This is a genomic window from Rubinisphaera margarita, from assembly GCF_022267515.1.
In the GTDB taxonomy this organism is placed as follows: Bacteria; Planctomycetota; Planctomycetia; order Planctomycetales; family Planctomycetaceae; genus Rubinisphaera; species Rubinisphaera margarita.
This window is the reverse complement of sequence record NZ_JAKFGB010000014.1, coordinates 394,977-416,063: the sequence shown is the minus strand read 5'-3', so window position 1 is coordinate 416,063 and position 21,087 is coordinate 394,977. Positions and strand designations below refer to the sequence as shown.

The 21,087-nt window shown below is 58.1% G+C and carries 17 protein-coding genes; 7 read left to right on the top strand and 10 right to left on the bottom strand.

The window, feature by feature from the left end:
* Window positions 1-224 precede the first annotated feature (224 nt).
* Both L1A08_RS14525 and L1A08_RS14520 read right to left on the bottom strand, forming a co-directional pair.
* Complete coding sequence (locus L1A08_RS14525) at window positions 225-1,268, bottom strand: DUF1559 domain-containing protein (protein WP_238757165.1); 1,044 nt, start codon at window positions 1,266-1,268, stop codon at window positions 225-227.
* Between the two features lie 66 nt (window positions 1,269-1,334).
* Window positions 1,335-2,369 (bottom strand): DUF1559 domain-containing protein, encoded by a 1,035-nt coding sequence (locus tag L1A08_RS14520; RefSeq protein WP_238757164.1) that lies wholly within the window; start codon window positions 2,367-2,369, stop codon window positions 1,335-1,337.
* A 304-nt stretch (window positions 2,370-2,673) separates the two neighbouring features.
* On the opposite strand from L1A08_RS14520, the gene L1A08_RS14515 reads away from it, so the two are divergent.
* The 6 genes from L1A08_RS14515 to L1A08_RS14490 all read left to right on the top strand — a co-directional run bounded on the left by L1A08_RS14515 (window position 2,674) and on the right by L1A08_RS14490 (window position 10,084).
* Window positions 2,674-3,372 carry a hypothetical protein gene (locus tag L1A08_RS14515; RefSeq protein WP_238757163.1) on the top strand — a complete coding sequence of 233 codons (699 nt, stop codon included), beginning with the start codon at window positions 2,674-2,676 and terminating at the stop codon, window positions 3,370-3,372.
* 145 nt (window positions 3,373-3,517) lie between these two features.
* Entirely contained in the window at window positions 3,518-4,411 is an 894-nt protein-coding gene (lipA, locus tag L1A08_RS14510) for a lipoyl synthase (RefSeq protein ID WP_238757162.1), read from the top strand.
* Between the two features lie 18 nt (window positions 4,412-4,429).
* Window positions 4,430-4,717: a biotin/lipoyl-containing protein gene (locus tag L1A08_RS14505; RefSeq protein ID WP_238757161.1), complete on the top strand. Its 288-nt coding sequence runs from the start codon at window positions 4,430-4,432 to the stop codon at window positions 4,715-4,717.
* Window positions 4,718-4,887: 170 nt separating this feature from the next.
* Complete coding sequence (locus L1A08_RS14500; protein WP_238757160.1) at window positions 4,888-5,466, top strand: sigma-70 family RNA polymerase sigma factor; 579 nt, start codon at window positions 4,888-4,890, stop codon at window positions 5,464-5,466.
* A 172-nt stretch (window positions 5,467-5,638) separates the two neighbouring features.
* Window positions 5,639-6,181, top strand: coding sequence for a hypothetical protein (locus L1A08_RS14495; protein WP_238757159.1), 543 nt, complete (start codon window positions 5,639-5,641; stop codon window positions 6,179-6,181).
* A gap of 237 nt (window positions 6,182-6,418) precedes the next feature.
* On the top strand, window positions 6,419-10,084 hold the full coding sequence (locus tag L1A08_RS14490; protein ID WP_238757158.1) for a serine/threonine-protein kinase: 3,666 nt from the start codon (window positions 6,419-6,421) through the stop codon (window positions 10,082-10,084).
* A gap of 190 nt (window positions 10,085-10,274) precedes the next feature.
* Here the strand turns inward: L1A08_RS14490 and L1A08_RS14485 are convergent, their stop codons facing one another.
* From L1A08_RS14485 to L1A08_RS14455, 7 genes are all read right to left on the bottom strand, one after another.
* Entirely contained in the window at window positions 10,275-11,123 is an 849-nt protein-coding gene (locus tag L1A08_RS14485) for a sugar phosphate isomerase/epimerase family protein (RefSeq protein WP_238757157.1), read from the bottom strand.
* A gap of 58 nt (window positions 11,124-11,181) precedes the next feature.
* The gene (locus tag L1A08_RS14480; RefSeq protein WP_238757156.1) at window positions 11,182-11,916 is read right to left on the bottom strand and encodes a hypothetical protein; all 735 of its coding nucleotides are present in this window, start codon (window positions 11,914-11,916) and stop codon (window positions 11,182-11,184) included.
* A gap of 197 nt (window positions 11,917-12,113) precedes the next feature.
* The gene (locus L1A08_RS14475; protein WP_238757155.1) at window positions 12,114-13,424 is read right to left on the bottom strand and encodes a serine/threonine-protein kinase; all 1,311 of its coding nucleotides are present in this window, start codon (window positions 13,422-13,424) and stop codon (window positions 12,114-12,116) included.
* Between the two features lie 156 nt (window positions 13,425-13,580).
* A complete protein-coding gene (locus tag L1A08_RS14470) occupies window positions 13,581-15,176 on the bottom strand; it encodes an NAD(P)/FAD-dependent oxidoreductase (protein ID WP_238757154.1) in 1,596 nt (531 codons plus the stop codon).
* Window positions 15,177-15,236: 60 nt separating this feature from the next.
* A complete protein-coding gene (locus tag L1A08_RS14465) occupies window positions 15,237-17,366 on the bottom strand; it encodes a hypothetical protein (protein ID WP_238757153.1) in 2,130 nt (709 codons plus the stop codon).
* Window positions 17,367-17,470: 104 nt separating this feature from the next.
* Complete coding sequence (locus L1A08_RS14460; RefSeq protein ID WP_238757152.1) at window positions 17,471-18,475, bottom strand: ATP-grasp domain-containing protein; 1,005 nt, start codon at window positions 18,473-18,475, stop codon at window positions 17,471-17,473.
* A gap of 312 nt (window positions 18,476-18,787) precedes the next feature.
* Window positions 18,788-19,117, bottom strand: a complete 330-nt coding sequence (locus tag L1A08_RS14455; RefSeq protein WP_238757151.1) for a hypothetical protein — start codon at window positions 19,115-19,117, stop codon at window positions 18,788-18,790.
* A gap of 564 nt (window positions 19,118-19,681) precedes the next feature.
* On the opposite strand from L1A08_RS14455, the gene L1A08_RS14450 reads away from it, so the two are divergent.
* Window positions 19,682-20,140: a hypothetical protein gene (locus L1A08_RS14450; RefSeq protein ID WP_238757150.1), complete on the top strand. Its 459-nt coding sequence runs from the start codon at window positions 19,682-19,684 to the stop codon at window positions 20,138-20,140.
* Window positions 20,141-20,186: 46 nt separating this feature from the next.
* Here L1A08_RS14450 and L1A08_RS14445 read toward each other — a convergent pair whose 3' ends face one another.
* Window positions 20,187-21,002: an SDR family NAD(P)-dependent oxidoreductase gene (locus L1A08_RS14445; RefSeq protein WP_238757149.1), complete on the bottom strand. Its 816-nt coding sequence runs from the start codon at window positions 21,000-21,002 to the stop codon at window positions 20,187-20,189.
* Window positions 21,003-21,087: the final 85 nt, after the last annotated feature.

The window sequence follows — 21,087 nt, the reverse complement described above, 5'->3', positions numbered from 1 at the left end:
ACTCGGAACTACGAATTGGATCGATCTGGACGGAGGTCAAACAGATTGCCACAGGAAGCCGTCCATAGCATCAACGATCGCTGATGTCGGACATTTGTTCAAGTCGAAACATGTACGTTCAAAAATTTTGTCTGAAATCCTGACGCACCCTCCACACCGCTACGGTGTTGCGAACGAAACGCCGCAACACCGCATGATGGGCAGGGGATTGTTGCCTCAGCGGATTAGAACTCGCCGACCACGTTTCCGTCGCGGCGATTCCCGATCCGATTCAAGGTGACGGTACTCATGTTCTCACTGATAAATCGAACCGAACCGTCTGCCATCGTTACCTGGACTCCACCCGCGTGGAGCGATGACAGGCGACCGCGAATTCTCCAATGAGCGACGTTTCCGGCCCCGTTGAGAATATCCTTCGGATTCACGGACAACCCGGTCACAGCCAGTGCGTCGGAATAGCCACATCCGGCGCACTCATTGTTTGAATCATTGGATGAACGGGTCACCCACACGTTGCCGGCCCGGGTTTGCGCCGTCACGATATTCCCGTTGTTCGGATGGACTGTCTTGTACTCCCAGGAACGTTCACCAACCATCAGCGTATTGCTGGTTCCGTCGGTGATGTCCCGGATCTTCGTCTTGCTGTCGACATAGAAGATTCCAGTCGACTGACGCTTGCGAGCCCGAACGTTGAGACTGTTGGCCCCGCGGTTGATGCCCACGTAGTTATTCAGAGCAACTTCGCGGAGCGTGGTGCTCGTTTCGCCACGGGTCCGTCGAATACTTCCCGCGGTATCCGGACCGGCGTCCGAAGGACAACGGAAGACAGAGACCGGCGTCTGGAACGCCGACTGCGTATTGGCCCAGTCATCGATCGCCGCGGCCCCATGCCGTTCGCTCACCCCGAGAAAATCATACGCCGACCCCTGTTCCACCATCGGAGCGATGAAGGCAGTCCAACTCCATTGGGCGACGCCGTTGGTCGCCCCCTTTGGATGCACGACGGGAGTAGCACCCGAATTGCTGTAATGGCCGAAATCGCCGATGTATCCGGGTGGGAAGACCTTGAAGGTGTCGTGATAGTTATGCAGCGCCAGGCCAATCTGCTTGAGATTATTCTTACAGGCGGAACGACGTGCGGCTTCGCGGGCCTGCTGGACCGCGGGCAGAAGCAGTGCGACCAGAATGGCGATAATTGCGATCACAACGAGCAGCTCGATCAGCGTAAAGGCCGACCTGCGAAGAGACTGAGGCTTAAGAGTAGACATAAAGACTCCGTAACAGAGGAACCGACAGAGAAAATCCCAGGAAACAATCGGAATGCTGTCGGGGGATTAGAACTCGCCCACCACGTTGCCATCGCGACGATTGCCGATGCGATTCAGGGTGGTTGTGCTCAGGTTCTCACTGACGAACCGGACCGAGCCATCCGCCATGGTGACCTGAACTCCACCAGCGTGAAGCGAAGAGAGACGTCCACGAATGCGATTGTGGGCCACATTGCCGGCCGAGTTGAGAATGTCTTTCCCATTCACCGACAGGCCGGTCACAGCGAGAGAATCGGTATATCCGCAGCCGTTACACTCATTGTTCGGGTCATTCGAAGACCGTGTCACCCAGACGTTACCGGCGTTGGCATTCATCGTCACGACGTTTCCGTTGGTCGGATGCACCGTTTTGTACTGCCAGCAACGCTCACCAACCAGCAGCGTATTGCTCGTCCCGTCGGTGATGTCGCGGATGCGGGTCTTGCTGTCGACATAGAAGATGCCAGTCGACTGACGTTTCCGGGCACGGACGTTGGTGTTGTTGGCTCCACGATTCATGCCGACGTAGTTACTGATGGCAACCTCGCGACGGGCGGTGCTGGTCTCGCCGCGTGCGCGTCGCAAACCGCTTCCGGTATCCGGCCCGGCATCCGAAGGACAGCGAAAGACGGAGACGGGTGTCTGGAACGTCGACTGCGTATTGGCCCAGTCATCAATAGCCGCGGCTCCGTGCCGATCGCTGATTGCAAGCAGATCGTAAGCCGCTCCCTGTTCAACCATCGGAGCGATGAAGGCGGTCCAGTTCCACTGAGCGACGTTGTTGGTCGCCCCCTTGGGATGGACGACCGGAGTTGCACCAGAATTGCTGTAATGGCCAAAGTCGCCAATATAGCCTGGTGGGAACACCTTGAAGGTGTCGTGGTAATTGTGGAGGGCAAGGCCAATCTGCTTGAGATTGTTCTTACAGGCGGAGCGTCGTGCAGCTTCGCGGGCCTGTTGGACGGCTGGAAGCAAAAGCGCGACCAGGATCGCAATGATTGCGATCACGACAAGCAATTCGATCAGAGTAAACGCCGAACGGCGCTCCGTGTGCCGAAACATGACAACATCTCCTTAGCTGTGACAGGAAGATATCCCACACATAGATATGTGGGCTGACAAATAGATATAAAGCGTCGTGCGAATGCGCTCGAATGAGCAATCATTGATTTGTTGTCTTGATCGAGCTTCGGTCATCCGATACCGATATTCAACCCCAATGTGTGATTTTTTTATTCAGATGGCGGATTTCCCCGAAACCAGACCGCTTCAGCGAGGTTGCGAAATCCACTTTGTTTTCAGGGTTTTGGGGGATATGATGACCTGTTGACACCCCGTTTCTGTCCCAATACCCGATTATTTACTTATGTCGTCTTTCTTTCGTCCTCCCCGATCGCTGGAGCTCTTTCTGCTCGGCAAGGTCGACTTTTCGTCCGCGCAGGCACTGCAGAAACTGTTCGCCGAAGAAGTGCGTGCCACGCGGATTCATCGGGCGGCGATCCTGATCTGCGAGCACCCGAAATCGACCTCCAGCGGAACCGAGGCGATCTCCAGCAGGGAGTACGAAGACCCCGAACTCGTGAAATTGCGACGCAGTGCCGTTCCGATGATCCGTCCGGGCGGGTTGTGGGAGCACGGTCCCGGTCAACTCGGCGTCTATTCGACGTTTTCCCTTGCCCAGACTGAACTTTCGGCAATTTCGTTTCGAGACGAATTCGCCCGGCTGATTCAGGAACTTTGCCGCGAAGTCCTGGCGCCCCAGGTGTCGTTTACCACCGGAGCAGGGCATCTGGGACGGACCGGTTTGATTGCCCGCAGCGGGCATGCGGCTCGACAGTCGCTGATTCAGGGCGCGACCTATATTAATGTCAATCGCACGTATCGGCTCGCTGAAGAGCGGAATTCCTCGTCATTATCATCCGAAACGATGCAGCGAGTCGGCCTCCCGGCTGTGAAAACCTCGCTTGTCGATCTCATCAATCGCTGGTTGGATCAGACCGAGATTACCGTTTTCTCCCGCCATCCGCTGCTGAGCCGAATCTCTTCGTCGAATTCGCCTAAATGAACCGTTGGCAAGCCGATCGGTTGCCGATTCCGAGGAACAGAGACGCAGAATTCTGAGCATGATTCGCATCGGAGCCGCTGCCGTCTATAATCTGGTGCACACCCGCCATGCGGAACCTCATTGTTAGAGATTGGTGTCTGCTCTCATGCAACAACTGACGATCGTCACCCCCGAGCCCGAACGCCCCAAACGCCGCCTCCCCAAATGGTTGAAGCGGCCGCTTCCCAGCACGCAGATGGCGTTCACGTCCAATATCATTGAAGACCTGGAACTGGAAACCGTCTGCGAAAGCGCAAAATGTCCGAACCGGACCGAGTGCTGGGCCCAGAAAACGGCGACCTTCATGATTCTGGGCAACGTCTGCACCCGCCCGTGCGGATTCTGTTCGGTTCCCAAGGGGAAAACCGGCGACATCCTGATCGATGAGCCGCAGCGACTCGCCGAAGCGACTGCTCGCCTGGGCCTGAAGTACGTCGTCATCACCTGCGTCACCCGCGACGACCTCCCCGATGGCGGGGCTCAGCATTTCGTCGAATGCATCGAAGCGGTTCGCGAGAAGACCGGAGCCGAGGTCGAAGTGCTGACCTCCGATTTCCGAGGCAACCGCGATTCGATTTCGACGGTCATTCAAGCCCGACCGGATGTCTTCAACCACAATATGGAATCGGTGCCGCGACTGTATCACCGCGTGCGTCGGAACGCCGGCTATCAGCGGTCGCTCGATCTGCTCAAGCAGGTGAAAGACGAAGCCCCGAAGATGCCGACCAAGAGCGGACTCATGCTCGGTCTTGGCGAAACGATGGACGAAGTCCTCGAAGTCGCCTCCGATCTTCGCGGCGTCGGCTGCGACATGCTGACCATTGGCCAGTACCTGCAGCCCGGCCCGGGACAGTTGCCGGTCGAGCGGTACATTCCGCCGGAAGAGTTCGACGAACTCGGCGAACAGTGCCGCCTGCTCGGCTTCTCGATGGTCGCGAGCGGACCCTTCGTTCGCTCCAGCTATCACGCCGGCGAAATGGCTGCCCAGGTCTCCCACTAATTCATCGCCGGCTGCCCTATGAATTCGTCGTCCGGCCGCTTCCATGATCTCGCGCTTCAGGTGCCGAACCCGGGCATCGGTGAGACGACGGAGATTGAAGGGGAGTTGACCGCCTGGTATGTCCGCCCCGGCCAGCAGATTGCCGCCGGTGATCTACTCTACCAGATCACCTGGCCGGGCGTCGTTGTCGATGTCAGTGCCGAGTCCGCCGGCGAAGTCATCCACCTGCTGGCTCGCCTGCGAACCCACGTCAACCCCGGCGACGAAGTAGCGGTCCTCCGCGCCCAGGGCGGCGACCCGGATTGAGCGACGTTCCACGCTTCTCTCGCCGTCGACTTTTGACATTGCTTCAGAAGCTTCTTCGGAATCGAGCTTAGGCCGCACAATTCCGTCTCCAGTTGTACGCCCGTCCTCAACCTCGTAGACTGACAGTTCAGTGCTGAACAGGTCGGTAATCACAAGCGGGGCGGGCCAGCATGCCTGAAATCACAAAACTGATGCAGGCGGTCCAGGCGGGGGATCAGTCCTCGGCTGAAGAATTGCTCCCCCACGTTTACGATGAGCTCCGCAAACTGGCCGCTTCCTATCTCGCTCGCGAACCCGCTGGCAACAGTCGCCATGCGACATCTCTGGTTCATGATGCCTATCTTCGGCTCGTGCTGCATTGTCGCGATGAATGGAAGAACGAGGGGCACTTCTTCGGGGCGGCTGCGATTGCGATCCGCCGAATTCTTGTCGAGCACGCTCGTCGGAAGCAGAGTCTCAAACGGGGCGGAAACGCGATTCGCCATGAGTTCCACGAGCAGATGACCGTCTCCTTCTCAGATCCGGCAGAGGATCTTATCGCGCTTGATGATGCGCTCGAGAAATTCACCACGGTGAATCCGCAGGCGGCTGAGCTCGTTCAGCTCGTCTATTTCTCAGGGCTGACGCTGCGGCAGGCCGCCGAAATTCTCGAGATCTCTCCGCGAACCGCCGACCGTCACTGGGCGTACGCCAAAGCCTGGCTCGGACGTGAGATTCGTGGTTCTCGCGATTTTTCTGAAAATTGCTGACGTACTCAACGCGCAGAAATCGCACTGACTGATGACGTGCGAAACACTCTTTGTCTGAGTGCCTGGTCGGCCGGGGTTCGCACGCTCGCGATCCCAGCGCCTTTTCACGTTCAGCGAAACGGGATCGCAATCGCTGCTCTCTTCCGCTCCTGAACTCAGAAAGGCAAACGTCATGATTTCCAACCGCAGTCTGTCCGCTACCGTTGCGCTCTTCTCGCTGCTCGTCACCGCCAGCTTCTGCGAAGCCCAGACCTCGACCGCGATCAACCGGGCTCAGGACTATCTCGATTCGACAAACAATGCCAAGCACATTATCGGAATCGTTCACATGGGGGCGGACCTGACCAGCTTCAGCTATGTGCGACGGGGGGGCGTGACCAATCATGCCGGCGAATCGATCCCGGGGCACTTCTACCTTGCCTACGACTACGAATGGAACTCGGGCGGCTACGGCGAAACTCGACTCGCCTTCCTGTGCGATGAACGCGGCAACATTTACGAGGTGAAGAATCTCGGTTCGTCGGGTGTGCTGCAGGCCCCGTTTCTCGTGGCAAACGGGACGATCAAAATCATCGGTCAGCTGCTGATCGAAGCCTTCCGCGAGGAGATGTCGACCGAGGAACTGAAGCAGGTTCAGCGAATGGTCCAGAACTCCGATTCGAAGGGATTGCTCGAGATGGGCATCGGTCTTCGACAGGCGTTCGGGACCCGTTGAAAGTTCGACGGAACTCGTCGGGATGATGGGCACCTTCCGGCTTTTCGCGAGTGACTTGAATCCCGGTCGAGTTCTATCCAATAGTGCACCCTGTGTTCACTTTATCATCTCCCGTCCAAACGAAGCGTTGAAGTCGTAACGATGAATGAGCAAACGATCTTTACGGAGGCTCTCGCAATCTCCGACGCCCGCCAGCGAACGGATTTCGTCCGGCGCGCATGTGGCACGGACTCCGATTTGCGTCAACGAATCGAAGCGTTGCTTGTCGAGTATGAACGCTCGGGCAAGTTTCTGGATGTTCCTGCTCTGGAGCAGATGAAGGCAACTTACCTGGCGCAGGACGCGCCGACCGATGGAGAGCCGAGCGGGAAACAACATTCCGCTGAGGCGACCTTTCCGTTTCTGGAACCTTCCGATTCGCCGGATTCGATCGGTCGCCTCGCACACTACGAGATCACCGAACTGCTCGGCCGGGGTGGCTGCGGGATCGTGTTCAAGGCATTCGACGAACGACTGCATCGCACGGTTGCGATCAAGGTGATGAAACCCGAACTCGCGGTGACATCGCCAGCCCGGAAAATGTTCCTGAGAGAGGCACGGGCCACCGCATCGATCCGTCATGAGAATGTTGTCGGCATTTATGCCGTGGAAGACTCGCCGGTGCCGTTCCTTGTGATGGAGTACGTCGACGGGAAGTCTCTGCAGGAACTTCACGAAGAGACCGGCCCGTTCGAGATCGAAGCCGTATTGCGAATCGGAAAGAAGATCGCCCGCGGCCTGGCCGCTGCTCACGATCGAGGTCTGATTCACCGCGACATCAAGCCGGGAAACATTCTGATCGAAGCCGGCACCGAACAGGTCAAGATTACCGACTTCGGTCTCGCCCGAGCCGCGGATGATGCCAGTCAGACGCAAAGCGGAATCGCGGGAACTCCATCCTATATGTCGCCAGAACAGGCGCTGGGCCATCGGCTCGACTCTCGCAGTGATCTGTTCAGTCTGGGTAGCGTGCTCTACGTGATGTGCAGTGGCCGATTGCCATTCCGGGCCCCCAAACCGATCGCGGTGATGAATCGGATCATCGATGAGAAGCCGCGTGATATTCGCGAGATCATTCCCGAAACGCCGCAGTGGATCACCGATGTTGTCCGAAAGCTTCACCACAAGAATCCGGCAAAGCGATTCCAGACCGCTGGCGAGGTGGCGGATTTGCTGGACGACTATCAGCGACAGCTGCAGAACCTGGACATCGCCGCCGCTGGAAAGAACGCACGACTCCGGCCTGCGGTGATGATTGTCAGCCTGCTCTGTCTTCTGCTGTTCAGCATGGGAGCGACGGAAGCGACCGGCCTCACCAGCGTCAGCAGTTCGGTCATTCGCCTGTTCTATCCCGAAGGCACGCTCGTCATCGATGTCGGAGATCCACAGGTCAGCGTCTCCGTCGATGGCAGGGAGATTGTCGTCTCCGGGACTGGGATCAAAGAATTGAAACTGAAGCCGGGAAGCTACAGGTTCGTCGCGACGAAGGAGGGGCAGATTCTGCGACAGGAACTGGTGACCGTCTCGCGAAATGGACGTGAGGTCATCCGCATTTCTCGCGAACCGCCGCCCGAAACAGCACCGGATCTCGCTGAGGTCGACGTCGATCGTCGGGCAGCGGAGTATGTGCTCTCGATCGGCGGGAAGATCCGCATCAACGATGACAGCACTTATGGTGAGACACCCAATATCACTTCAGTTGAGAACCTGCCGCCGGGATCGTTTCGGCTGACCCATGCCAGTCTCGATCGCAATGAGCGTGTCACCGATGCCGGTCTGGCGGCGTTCCAGGGAACCACGAACTTGCGGGGATTGTTTATGGAACGGTCTCCCAACTACACCGATGCGGGGCTGGCAAACTTCCGTCAGAACCGTGGCCTCAAGGTGATCAACATTGGCGAATCGAATATCGACGGCAGTTGCCTCAAGTACTTCACGAATTGTTCTGAACTGGTCGACCTGCGTGTTGGCTTCACGCGGATCACGCACGAGAACCTTTCTCTTCTCCCATCGTTGTCGGGAATGAAAACCCTGAACTGTCTGCTGTTGACCTACACACCCGCCGACGATGCCACGGTGGCGGACCTGAAACAGGCCCCCCATTTGAATTTCCTCACTCTCGAAGGAACCTCTGTTTCCGACGACGGACTGAAGCACCTGGAGGATCTACGCGAACTTCACACCCTGTTTCTGACGAAGACAAAAGTCACACAAGCTGGATTCCACAGGATCTCCCAGGTCCTTCCCCGAACAACGATTCACTGGAACGAGCGAGTCTCGAATCCCGTCCCGGTATGGACGCCGACCGCCGATCAGCAAACGTTCTTCGACTCCGTGGCAAGGCTGCCGATCGACAGGCAACTCGAAGTTGTTAAGAACCGAATTCGATGGGAGAATCCCGAATTCGGTTCCCATGTGATCGAGAAGGTCGAAGACGGTCAGATCGTCAGCCTCTCCTTCAACGGAGACGGCCTGGCACGACTCTGGCCAGTACGAGCGTTGCCCCATTTGAGGGAACTCTGGATCAGCGGCTCTCACATGACTCACAGCGGGCTGACCGATCTCGCGCCGCTTCAGGGGTTACCGCTGACAACACTCGACATCAGCAATTCAAGCGTTTCCGACCTCTCGCCGTTGCGCGGTCTGAACCTGAAGAAGATCTATTGTGCTCATACAAAGATCTCCGATCTTTCCCCGCTGGCGGGGATGTCACTCGAGGTTCTGTTTTTCTGGTGCAATGAGCAGCTGTCTGATCTGTCGCCCGTGGCCGGGATGCCGTTGAAATATGTGAACTGTGATCTTTGCTCGATCTCAGACCTTTCGCCATTGAAGGGGATGCCTCTTGAACGATTGGCGATTTACGGGACGCCGGTCAATGATCTGGAACCGATTCGCGGGATGCCCCTCTGGGAGCTCAGCTGTGGTCAAACGAGAATTGTCAATCTCAGTCCGCTTGAAGGCATGAAACTGAGAAGGCTTGAATGTGCCGGGCTCCCCGTCTCGGACTTCTCGATGCTGGCCGGGATGCCGCTCGAAAAACTGGAGGCCGGAAACTGTGGAGCGCTGGACACGCTGGCCCCCATCGCCGGTTGTCCGTTAACGGAACTCGACCTGTCAGGATCGAAAGTCGCGGACCTCACGCCATTGGCTCCGGCTCCGCTGAAAGTCGTCAAACTGGACCGCACTCTGGTCGCCGATCTGGCGCCGCTTCAGGGAAAAACCCTGGATCATCTCAGTTGCAATGACACCCGGGTCCGAGACCTGGCTGCTCTCGGGGAGGCCACAATTACTCAGCTCCACTGTTCCGGGCTGGATCTCATCGACCTGCAGCCTTTGAAATCGTTGTCTCTCAAAGAACTGACGATTGATCTTCCGTTCCACGATCCCGCTGCTGAAGAGCTCGTCAGAGATCTTTCGGTGCGAACAATCAACTCCAGATCAGCCGGGGAATTCTGGGAGCAGCGACGGGAACGTCGGGAAGAGCTGCAGCAGTTCAGCCGGTCGCTGGAATCTCTAGCCGCTGCCGATCAGATCTCGGCTCTGCGAACAAAGCTCGACGAGTACAACGATCCTGAAAAGACCACCCTTCAGTTCTCACAGACCGATGACAAAGTTCGAGGGCTGACTCTGAGCCTGACGGAACAGACCAGAGACCTGACGCCGCTGGTCGCGATGACGACTCTCGAGCAACTGACGCTCCCTGGTGCACCGGCGCGACTCGATCTCTCGCCGCTTGTCTCACTGCCGCTCAGAGAACTGACCTGTCCTCCTGAACTCGCGAAGAATTCCCGCGAGACAATCCGCCGAATCGCAACACTGAAGACGGTGAACGGCACGCCGATCGATCAGTTTCTGGCCAACTGATGGTCTCCGTCCTTCCATGGAAAAAAACTCAGCGCCGGCGATGCCAGCGCTGAGTCTCTTGTGATTCTGTTGAACGTGAGCGATCCGCTCCAAAGCAAATTCAAACTTCGACTGCAGGCGTTTGCAGGAGCAAACTCAGCATGGCCGCGGCTTGGCACCCATGCGACTGCAGGAGAAGCATGGAAATCCTCTAGTTGAGCGCTTCCCATTTGCCCTTCATGAAGGCGAGGCCTTCGCGGGCCAGATGTTCTTCGCTGGGGTACATGCGTCGCCAGATGCGAGTTGCGGCGGCGAGTTCCGGGAGAGCCAGGCCGAAGGCTTCGATGACGAACCAGCCGTCGTAGTTGACCTTCTTCAGTGCCTGGAAGGTTTCATCCCATTTGATGTCCCCTTCACCCGGAGTGGAGCGGTCGTTCTCGGAAATGTGAACGTGAACCATCTGATCCTGGCAGGTTTCGATCGCCTGCGTGATCGACTTTTCTTCGATGTTGGCGTGGAAGGAGTCGTACATCATCTTCAAGTTGGGATGATTGACTTCGCGAGTGAACTTCGAGCAGTCTTCGGCGCAATTGAGGAAGTAGCATTCGAAGCGATTGAGGTACTCGCAGACCAGCATCACGTCAGCCTGTTTGGCGTGATCGGCGGCTTGGCCGAGTATCTCCTGAGCCCACTTCCATTCGTCTTCGGTGCGGCCCTGTCCGCTGAACTCACCCAGAGCCGAGTGAATTGGTCCGCAGAGGTGCGTGGCACCGGCGGCTTCACAGGCATCGATGGCCCGCTTCAAACGATCGAGACCCGCCTGACGGATCTTGGCGTCCGGCGAAATTGGGTTCTCTTCGGGCGTGCAGACCGTCACGGCAGTTGCTTCGAGGCCGGTATCTTTCAGCTTCTGGCCGAGCTTCTGATGATGAGGAACGTCGAACTCGAACATGGGAAGTTCAACGCCGTCGTAGCCCCAGCCTTTGATGTTTTCGAGCAGCGGAAAGTGATCTTCCGTCACGGCTGCGGTCCACAACAGCAGGTTCATTCCGTATTTCATCAACGCACTCCTCGAACGCAAGTCTGAATGATCTGAGAGACGGGACAGGGACGAACGGTCATCGCGACTGCGGACGACCGGAGTCCACTTGAGTTGTGTGAGCATCAAGAGAGTCGAGGACATGAGCCGGCAGCAGATCCCGATGTCGTGCTTCCACGACCTCCAGAGATTCGGCCAGGGTTTCCTCGATTTCGTCGGCTAACACTGGGAGTTTGACGCGTCGCATGACCTGATTCAAGCGAAACAGAAGTTTCTTCTCGTCCACGTAATCCTGCAGGAAGCGTTCATCGACGAACCGCGGCAACAGACTGCTCAGCCGATCGGTCGGCCGCGTCGCGATCTGCCCCACCGTGGCCTGGATCTCGTCGGCGTCGACAAACGCGATGGCTTCGTAGTAGCGATCAAGCAGTTCCGGACACCGTTCGATCAGGATTCGATCGAGCAGCATCTCGGTGACGATATGCCCGAGAAAGCCAGCGCGGAAGTTGTCGTCCGGGCCAAGGTCCCTGCGGAATCGCTTCGCGAGGTCAGCGTTCACTTCCGTAAAGATCCGCTGGCGATGAAACCAGTCGTCATCGGTCAGATGCTGGCGGGCCCCGGCTGCGAACGCAAACGGAACGTCGGTGCAGTTCTCGTCGGCATCGTTCTGATCGTGCTCACCGAGGAACTTGTCGATCAGGCGGGCCCGAATGCGTACCGGTCGGTCGGCGACGCTCAACCAGTCAGGGGCCGAGGTCCCGGCGACGAAGTAAGGATTATCGAGGAAGGCAATCGCGTGGGCGAAGAAGTTCAAGCGGAGACTCCGTGTTCATCTCGAGTGGACCAGTCCATTTTTCAACCCGAACCGTCACTCCGTGGCGGCGGTACTCACAAGCGGCGGCGGCCAGGATGGTGCCTCGTCGCAGACCTCGCGAGCATGTCTATCGAGATGAAATCCGATGGAGGGCTATTGTTCCGCACGGACGGCGTCGATTTCAAGTGCTGTCGAAGTCAGCGAAGCGGCTGGAGCCCAGCGGCGGCGGCCACGCGGACAGCTTCTTCCTTGTCCGACTTGGCCAGCCTGTTGAGGCGGGAATGGAAGCGGCCGATCGCCTCCTGCTGACTCGCCAGAGCATTGAGCGCAGCGGTGCGAACTCCGACCGGATTAGACGTATCCTCGGCGGCTTCCATCAGCAAGTCCTGCAGATCCCGATCGTTTTCTGAAAGTTTCATCAACGAGAACGCGGCGGCTTCCCGGACTCTTTGGTCAGAATGCGTCTGGAACGTTTCGATCCAGAGCTCGGTCCCCGGATCGGACTGGAACAGGGAAACGGTCCAGACCGCGGCCATCAGCAGAAACGACGCACAGAGAGCGACCCAGAAAACCTTCAGCGTTTTCTCGAAGACCGCGTAGACGGTCGAGAGTTGCTCGGGCTCGATCAGATCCGCGGCATCCGGCGTCATCTTGACAGCCGAAGTGCTTGAGGCTGTCGTATCGATCAACTGCGGCGAAAGACGAATCCGCGAGAGCCGCTCGGCGACTTCGAGAGCCGATTCCGGACGGTCGTCGATCTTCTTCTCCAGCAACTGCATCACCAGACGATCGAGTTCCCTGGGAACATCCTTGTTCACGCTCGAAATCGGCTTGACCTGCTCACCGAGATGGGCATGCATGGTCGTGGCCGGGTTGTCGTACTCAAACGGAGGATTCCCGGTCAACATCTCGTAGAAAACGCAGCCGAGTGAATACAGATCGCTGGCGTGAGTCAGCGGAGGCTTGCCCCGAATCTGTTCGGGCGACATGTACTGCACGGTTCCCATCGTGCGGCCATCGGCGGTCAGGCGGGCTTCCGACATCACGCTCACCAGCCCGAAGTCACTGAGTTTGACCTGTCCCGCTTTGGTGATGAGAAAGTTGTTCGGCTTCACATCGCGATGCACAATCTTCTTGCTGTGAGCATAAGCAAGAGCAGCACACATCTGCTGGCCGTAGTCGGTCACCTTCTGCCATTCGAGGTAACCTGCGTTCTGGATCTTGTCCCAGAGCGTTCCCCCGTCGACGAGTTCCATCGCGTAGAAACGCTGCTTGTCTTCGCACACGCCGCCGAAGGCACGCACGATGTTTGGATGGCGCAGCGTTTTAAGAACGCTGATCTCCCGTTCGAACCGGGCCAGCAGTGTGGGATTGGTGATCTCCGTCGGAATCAGTTTAACTGCGAACAGGCGATCGTCTTTGACGTAGCGTGCTTTGTAGACGACACCCATTCCCCCTTCGCCGATTTTCTCCATCAGCTCAAAGGGCCAGATCCACAGACTCGGCATAACTTTACTTACTTACGTGAATCTCACCTTGCAGACCCGCAGCGGCGGACCCGCTTTATTCTGCCACTGTGCAGCGAAGCTGACAAGCAGTGAATATCAGATCATCCTCCGATACGGCATATGCCGGTCGTACAGATCGCGTAGTCTGCATAATCCTTACGACGTCAGCGGAGCATAGTTTCGCACAATTTCGCGAGCCGATCGCAACCCGTCCACCGCCGCCGTCACAATGCCGCCCGCGTAGCCCGCGCCTTCTCCCACAGGGTAAAGCCCGAAGAATCCCGGCGTCTGCCGCGATTTCAGATCGCGATCGATCCGCACCGGAGCACTCCCCCGCATCTCCGGGCCCACCAGCGTGGCATTCTTCAGAAACTCTCCCTGCCAGCGGCGATCCATCAACGGCAGCCCGGCCGCAATCGCCTTGCTGATTATTGCCGGCAGAACCTGGTGCAGGTCGGCGTTCACGGCACCGCGCTCATACGAGGAGGTCAGCTTCGCGCTCGCATCAAATCGTCCCGCCAGAAAATCACTGGCCGACTGAATCGGGCAGAGATAATCCCGACGTCCGATCTCAAAGGCAACCCGCTCGAACTGCCGCTGGACTTCGACACCCGCCAGCGGATGAGTGCCGCCAAACTCACTCGGCTCCAGCGTGACCATCAGCCCGCTGTTGGCGAACGGAGTATCGTGCCGAGACCGGCTCATTCCGTTCGTGCAGAACATATCGGGTTCGGAGACCGACGGGATCACAAAACCGCCGGCACACATGCAGAAGGTGTAAACGTCTCGCTGCCCTTTGGCGACAAGCGAATAGTCGGCTGCACCGAGCACGTTCTCGTACTCCGGCAGTCCGTATTTATGTTCATTGATCTGCTGTTGAGGCTGCTCGATACGAAGGCCGAGCTGAAACGGCTTCTGCAGCATCGGCACGCCCATCTCGTGCAGCATCTCGTAGGTATCGCGGGCGCTGTGACCGATGCCCAGAATCACGTGCTTTGTGCGAATTTCTCCGGACGACGTCTGCAGACCGACGACTTCGCCATTTTCGACGATCAGCCGCTCGACGCAGCAGTCGAACCGGTACTCGCCGCCCATTGCCTCGATCTTCCGGCGGAAGTTGCGGCAGATCATCGGCAGCTTGTTGCTGCCCAGATGCGGCCGCTGTTCGTACATGATGGAATCCCGCCCCCCGCAGACTACGAAGGCATCGAGCACCCAGTCGACATCGGGACCGGACAGACGGCATGTCAGTTTGCCGTCGCTGAAGCAGCCGGCTCCTCCTTCGCCGAACAGATAGTTGTTCCGCTCGTCGAACACGCCGCCGCGATCAAAATCGCGAATCGCGGGAACCCGTTCTTTCACCGGTTGGCCCCGTTCGAGCACGAGAGGCTGATAGCCTCGCTTCGCCAGATAGTAAGCCGCGAGCAACCCTGCGGGACCAGATCCCACCACGACCGGCCGTTCGTCCAGTGGCCGCGTCCCGTCCTCCGGGTCGTCGAAGACTTTCCCCGCGTGCTCGATGACTCCTGGCAAGTGCGTCATTCGCGAAGGAGAGCGATCCCCATTCAAATCGACGGCCACCGAATACACGAAATGCAGACTGTAACGGTTCCGCGCGTCCAGGCTCTTCCGCAGGATTCGCCACGAGCCGAGTTCTTCGGCGCGGATGTTGAGCCGCTGGCAAATCAGTTCCGGAAGGGACTGTTCGCTTTCAAGGACGGGAAGTTCGAGATTGGTCAGCCGAAGTTTCATAACGCGCAATAATACGGCTCGCGCTCCGAATGAAAAGCGAGTCGGCGAGAAACTCCCAATTCAAATCGTGCCGGGAAATGTTCGCTGGAAAAACTGGACCGTCCGAGTCAGCAAAGAAGCCGGCGCGACTTCGATTCGCGAGGGGCAGATCTGAAAAAATGTCAGCGGATAGTCGGCTTCCGAGGTGAGTTGAACCGTCGCCAGAAGATGAGGGGACGACTCCGCTCCCGGTCGCTGTTGCTGATAACGCTGCAGGATCTCGTAGTCGGGCGTCGTCGCTTCTTCGAATGGCCGGGATGTCGATGCCGCCAGATCGGTGATTCTCCCGTCCATGAACCGTCCCCCGAGTTCCGGCACATACACGCACACCTGCTGTCCGATGGAGACCTCTCGCGACCAGTGTTCCGGAATCGTCAGCAGAACCTCCGCACCTTCCGGCTGAACGACCATCCCCAGAACGGACCCCGTTGAGACGGCCTGACCTTCCGGCATGCCCTTCAGGGCGGGCACGGCGATGAGGGGCGAAAAGTCATCGTTCCCGCTCAGTGAAACGAATGTGCCCTCCGCGTCCGCAGCCATCCGCAGTCGGGCCTGTCGTTCCTTCACCTGAGCGATCTGCTGATTGATCGCGAGCCGCAACTCGCGGGAAAGCTGAATGGCCGCCGCGGCATCGTCCAGTTGCGTCTGCTTGCGGAAGATCGCTTCTTCCCGACGGTCCGCCACGTCGAGCCGCCGTTTCAGCCCCTGCAACTCGAGCAGGGAATCCGGGTCGTCCAGAACGATGAGGGTGTCTCCGGAATCGACCCGCTTCCCGGAAGAAGGCATCTGCTCGACAACGCCTGCAGCCGGAGCAAACAGGAGTTGGGCACTGCCGGGGCGCAGAACTCCGGTTCCTGGAATCCAGCGGGGAAACGGGACGAATAACAACGCGACCGCAGCGATGGCAACTCCGGCTCCAACGGTTCCTCTGCGAAACTTGGAGCCGTGTCTTAGCTGCACTTCCTGTGTGTATTCCCGCCGCAGCCCAATCCACCCACCAAACAGCATCGGAGGAATCACAATCACGCCAAGCAGCATGGCCAACACTTCGAGCCGGAACGGCTGCAGCAACACATGGATGCCATACAGAATAAGCCCGACGATCAGCCACAGGTAAACCGTGGACGCGAACCCATAGACGGCCAGTCCCGGCGAGAACTCTTCGACCGGCTTTTGCCGAGGCCCCAGCAATGTTCGCCACAAAACCCGCCGCGACTGGTGCGTCGATTCGGCTCGCAGATTCGGGATGCCGGTGAAGTCACTCAACAGAAAGTAGCCATCATATCTCATCAGCGGATTGCCGTTGAGTAACAGTGAATTGACCGAACCCGTCACCGCGACGAGGAGACAGAGACTGTGAAAAATCCCAGGCTCGCTGACACTCCACAAGAGTAAAGCGATGGAGGCAATCCACAGATCGACAAGAATGCCCGCTCCGCTCACAGCCGCCCGCTGACTGCGACGGGGGAACGTCCAGGCATCCGTCACATTGCAATACAGGCAGGGGACAAAGGCCAGCAGCATAACGCCCATTTCCGGGCAGGCCCCTCCGTGCCGGCGGCAGCTGAAAGCATGCCCCAATTCGTGCAGTGCCCGGCAGACGAACAGCGTCCCCACCGCGAGGAGAACCAGCTGGGGGGTAAACAGTCGCGGCAATTCGGCCAGCTCCCACGTGATGGCCCGAAACTCCGTCAAAGCAGCCAGCAGAGCTGCGACCATGACCAAGAGGGAGAAGGCGCGAAACGTACGAGAAAAGAAGACCTGAACCCAGGGCTCGGTCTGCTCCAGAAACGATTGGGGATTCCAGCCGCGAAAGCGAATTGCCAGGGGATTCCACCGGAATGCACGAGACCCGCCGGAGGTGGCGGAACGGGCGGCTGGCTGCGAGGTCAGCACAAAACGATGCCGGACCCATTCGGCGAACAGGGATTCGAGTTCTGCCGGTTGGAGCACGCGCCCCTGAAATCGAGCCGCGAACGATTCGACAATCTCATGACGGTTCTGCGATTCCTGAAAAGCACGAAGCAGATAGTGTTCTTCCGCACCGAGTCGAAAGCAGTCGCCAGTTAACGGATCTCGAACGACCCAGGTCGGGGAAGTTTCCCCTTCCAGACGAAAGAACTCCAGGTCTTTCCGCACTACAAACGGCATGAACGTTCAGTCGGTTTGGGACTCGCAAAGCAAAGCATCGAGCGCCGATTCTACCCGATCTCCTCGGATGGGCGAAATGATCTCCGGCAACGACACCGGCGGCTCTACGGTACTGCGGAGAAGTCGACGGTCCCGGGGCGCCACCTCACTTCTTTGCTCTGTCCAAATCCCAGCATCAGTTCCGCCAGGGGGGTCTCGGTGAGCTGGCGATACCCCAGATAGCTGGTCGTCATCCGCGGATTTACCTCCAGAAGCTGCAGGGGCGGGGATGCTGACGTCGAATAAAGGAAGTCGAAGCCAATCCAGCCTCGAAGTCCCGGCAGCTGGTCGCAAACCTGTTCGATGATCCCGAATGCGTCAGCGGTGGCTGGACAGGGAAAGGGAATCGTGCCTCCGCTGTAATGGCCGTCCGCGAATTTCTGGCGTCCCAGCGGCCCCCACTGTCGGCGGCCCGTTTGCGGACAGACGACCCCGGCAATTGAAAGGGGCATCGCATCGAGCCAGGGCTGAATGATGAAGGGCCCGAACTCACGATGTTGCTCGTTCTCCAGGAATCGTTTCGCCGCAGCCTGGCTTTCGACTCGAACAGTCGCGGTCGCTCCGGCTCCATAGCGAGGCTTGATCATGTGCGGCTGGGCCCAGTCGATCGCAGAAAGACCATCGTCCGCAACGATGCTCACCGGGAGAGTCGCGATTCCCCGTTCCTCACACCATTGACCAAACCGTAGTTTGTCGGATGTTAACGAGACAGTCGGCGAAAACGACATCGTGCTGTTCCGCTGCACCGCCTCGAGCCAGGTGACACGGCGTTCGAGTTCCTGCCCCAGTTCGGGAGCGATGACCAGTGTCGCGGTCGAGCGCTGGGCGAGCTTCTGAAAGCAGCCCCATTCCTCGGAAGACGACTTCACCCGCACGAACTCGATCGCCTGGGGGCAATCCGGCCACGCCCGCTCATCGAGCGTCGTGCAAACGTGATAACGTCCCGTGCGGAGCAAGTCTTCGCAGACGGCGGCAAGCATCGCCTGGCCTTCGCTGGTCAGTGACTCAGGAAGATCCTGTTCGGAAAGGGCTCCGCTACAGAGAAACTCGGAGACGAAGATCGATTTCATGAGGCCCGTAACGAAACGACGCCGCCATCGCTTTGAGGGGGGAAGCGATGGCGGCGAGTTCGACCTTACTAGCTGGGTCAGGCAGTGATTGCGGCGTCCTATTCGGTGAAGAATTCAACGCCATTGAAGTCATCGACACGGAATTGAGTGCCAACCAAGCAAAATTCGCGAACAACTACGTATAGAGGTTCTGCGAACTGTTCAAGTCGTAGCGGATATGGCGGGGGATCCACCTGTGAACGCAAAAAAACCGGCCGGGAAGACTGGCTTCCCGACCGGCTGTATTCAGTCGTTGTTCAACGTCAGGTCAGACTAGATCCGCTTTGGACCTTCGTTGACGGGAACATCGCAGGCGATGTCGCACTGATCGTTGTCGCAGTCGTCAGTTTCGTCCTGGAAGGCCGAACCGCGGGTGTAGGCCTTGAGGCCGTTACCGCCATTCTTTACCGAAGAGAATCCGGAGAACCAGTAAGACTGATTCAGGCGTCCGATGGCGTCGCCAACGTCGTTCAGTTCAGCGACGACGGCGTGTTGAATCGAGCTCAGTCCGACGATCAGGCCGATGACCAGGATCGTGGCGATGAGCACCAGCTCAGCGGAGACAATGAATCCGCTTTCGTCATGCAGCAATGCACGCATCATAGTTGGGGGTTCCTCTTTTTTTCTGAACATGGAGATGTGTTTTTTGGAGCGAAGCGAAGAATTCCGCCACTCCGAGAGTTGAGCCCGTTCGTTCGCGAACACCGACCGTCGTCGACAGACAGTCAGCAGACCGCCAGGAGATGAACGTTTCCTGTGGAAACACCCGGTTTGGCCGACCCGGCGTTTCGCTGCAGCAGGGATCCCTTGCTGAGCTCCGAATCCAGGCAAAGAGCCCGCATCCCGGTTCAGAGCCCCTCAAAACGACGCAATTTTGCATCATCCCGAGAAAAGCCGTAGCAGAATATCATCATTCCCATCTGATACAATAGGAAATCCTAGAAAACTAGGACTAATCCCAAGATCCGGAAAACCCCTATTTGACTACCAAAAAATAAGTACAAACCCGTAGTTTTCGCCGTCGAGAGCAGAAAACTTCTTGCCCTGAAATTGACCGAGAAAACCCTTTGACACACCCAGAGTTCACGGGCAGAATAAGAAAACTGGCGGGCGAAGCTGACCTGGCGTCGCAATTCACCGACGTACCCGGCCTGAGGGAGGTGTTGCATGGCGATCGATAATGCCGATCTCGAGCGACTGAAACTGCTCAATCTCCAGCAGCTCAGCGATCTCGAGTACATTCTTCTCGGGGATCTTCGAGACGTGCTCGAAGAAGAATCGACCGAGGAAACCCGCAGATGGCTGACGGCGATTGTCGAAGCCCTGCTCCGTACCGTGCCGCGAGAATTCGCGCTCCGTTCCCGGGACGGCTATCTGAATTCCCTGCTGCTGGAATGCCCGGAAGCGGATTCCAACGTCAAGCGGCTCGAGGTCGAACAGACCACACTCTGCGAGCAGCTGCAGGAGCTCTACGACCGACTTCAGGGTCCCGGCTCGTTCCATGCCCACGCTTTTGAGCTGAAACGCGATCTCGCGGGCTGGATGGAACAGCTGCAGTCTCACAACCTGCGGGAAGAACGGCTGTTCCAGGACGCCTACTTTCAAGACACCGGCGGCGGCGATTGATCGTTCGACCAGACAGGCTGAGCACGTGAAATACGCGTGAAAGACTCTACTTCTGCGCCTGCTTCTCGCTGATCGTTGATCGAAAGAGTCTCTTGGAGATTGTTGTCAACAGCCGGCGCGGGAGCAGTCGTGGCAGGAATGTCATGACTTGATAACGAACGGCTGGGACGGAAACACGGCATCCGCGGCGAGCCGCATTCAATCCGGTTCGCACCACGAACTCCGGTGTTAATCCTCCCCAGCGGTCGATCCAGCCATCGGCTCCCGCGGAATCGAAGAACTCCGTCTTCGTCGTCCCCGGACAGAGTGCCGTCACACGCACGCCCGAACCCGCAGCCTCTTCCGCAAGAGCTTCACTCAGGTGAAGCACGTAAGCTTTGGACGCCGCATAGACCGCCATATACGTGACCGGCTGGAAACTCACGATGGAGGCGACGTTGAGAATCAGCCCGGTGCCTCGGTTCATCATATCAGGCAGACAGGCGTAGCTGAGTTCGGTAAGGGCTCGAACATTCACATCCACAATCTGGAGCATTCGTGTGGGATCCGCCTGATCGGCGGCAGTCACGCTTCCCAGTCCCGCGTTGTTAATCACGATATCGATCGTGAGTCCGCGGCCGCGAATGTCGTCCAGCAGTTTCGGCACACTGTCGAATTGCGACAGATCCGCGGGAATGACGACCACGTCGATTCCGAATTCAGCCCGCAGCTTCTCGGCAAGCTCCGCCAGAGCCGATTCTCGACGAGCTGTCAGAATGAGGTGAGTCCCATTCGCGGCAAGCTGCCGGGCAAACTCGGCTCCGATCCCGCTGGACGCTCCTGTGACCAGTGCCCAGCGATCTTTGAAGTCGAACGTCTTCATGGAATCTCCGAGGGAAACGGTCAGGTCTACTAGAGCGGATCGCTCTACCGTATGTCCGCGAATGAGTGTTGAATCGCCTGAGACG

Bases quoted from the DNA above. Each gene is read 5' to 3' on its own strand.
- L1A08_RS14525 (WP_238757165.1), bottom strand. From the start codon at position 1,268: ATGTCTACTCTTAAGCCTCAGTCTCTTCGCAGGTCGGCCTTTACGCTG.
- L1A08_RS14520 (WP_238757164.1), bottom strand. From the start codon at position 2,369: ATGTTTCGGCACACGGAGCGCCGTTCGGCGTTTACTCTGATCGAATTG.
- L1A08_RS14515 (WP_238757163.1), top strand. From the start codon at position 2,674: ATGTCGTCTTTCTTTCGTCCTCCCCGATCGCTGGAGCTCTTTCTGCTC.
- lipA (WP_238757162.1), top strand. From the start codon at position 3,518: ATGCAACAACTGACGATCGTCACCCCCGAGCCCGAACGCCCCAAACGC.
- L1A08_RS14505 (WP_238757161.1), top strand. From the start codon at position 4,430: ATGAATTCGTCGTCCGGCCGCTTCCATGATCTCGCGCTTCAGGTGCCG.
- L1A08_RS14500 (WP_238757160.1), top strand. From the start codon at position 4,888: ATGCCTGAAATCACAAAACTGATGCAGGCGGTCCAGGCGGGGGATCAG.
- L1A08_RS14495 (WP_238757159.1), top strand. From the start codon at position 5,639: ATGATTTCCAACCGCAGTCTGTCCGCTACCGTTGCGCTCTTCTCGCTG.
- L1A08_RS14485 (WP_238757157.1), bottom strand. From the start codon at position 11,123: ATGAAATACGGAATGAACCTGCTGTTGTGGACCGCAGCCGTGACGGAA.
- L1A08_RS14475 (WP_238757155.1), bottom strand. From the start codon at position 13,424: ATGCCGAGTCTGTGGATCTGGCCCTTTGAGCTGATGGAGAAAATCGGC.
- L1A08_RS14470 (WP_238757154.1), bottom strand. From the start codon at position 15,176: ATGAAACTTCGGCTGACCAATCTCGAACTTCCCGTCCTTGAAAGCGAA.
- L1A08_RS14465 (WP_238757153.1), bottom strand. From the start codon at position 17,366: ATGCCGTTTGTAGTGCGGAAAGACCTGGAGTTCTTTCGTCTGGAAGGG.
- L1A08_RS14460 (WP_238757152.1), bottom strand. From the start codon at position 18,475: ATGAAATCGATCTTCGTCTCCGAGTTTCTCTGTAGCGGAGCCCTTTCC.
- L1A08_RS14455 (WP_238757151.1), bottom strand. From the start codon at position 19,117: ATGATGCGTGCATTGCTGCATGACGAAAGCGGATTCATTGTCTCCGCT.
- L1A08_RS14450 (WP_238757150.1), top strand. From the start codon at position 19,682: ATGGCGATCGATAATGCCGATCTCGAGCGACTGAAACTGCTCAATCTC.
- L1A08_RS14445 (WP_238757149.1), bottom strand. From the start codon at position 21,002: ATGAAGACGTTCGACTTCAAAGATCGCTGGGCACTGGTCACAGGAGCG.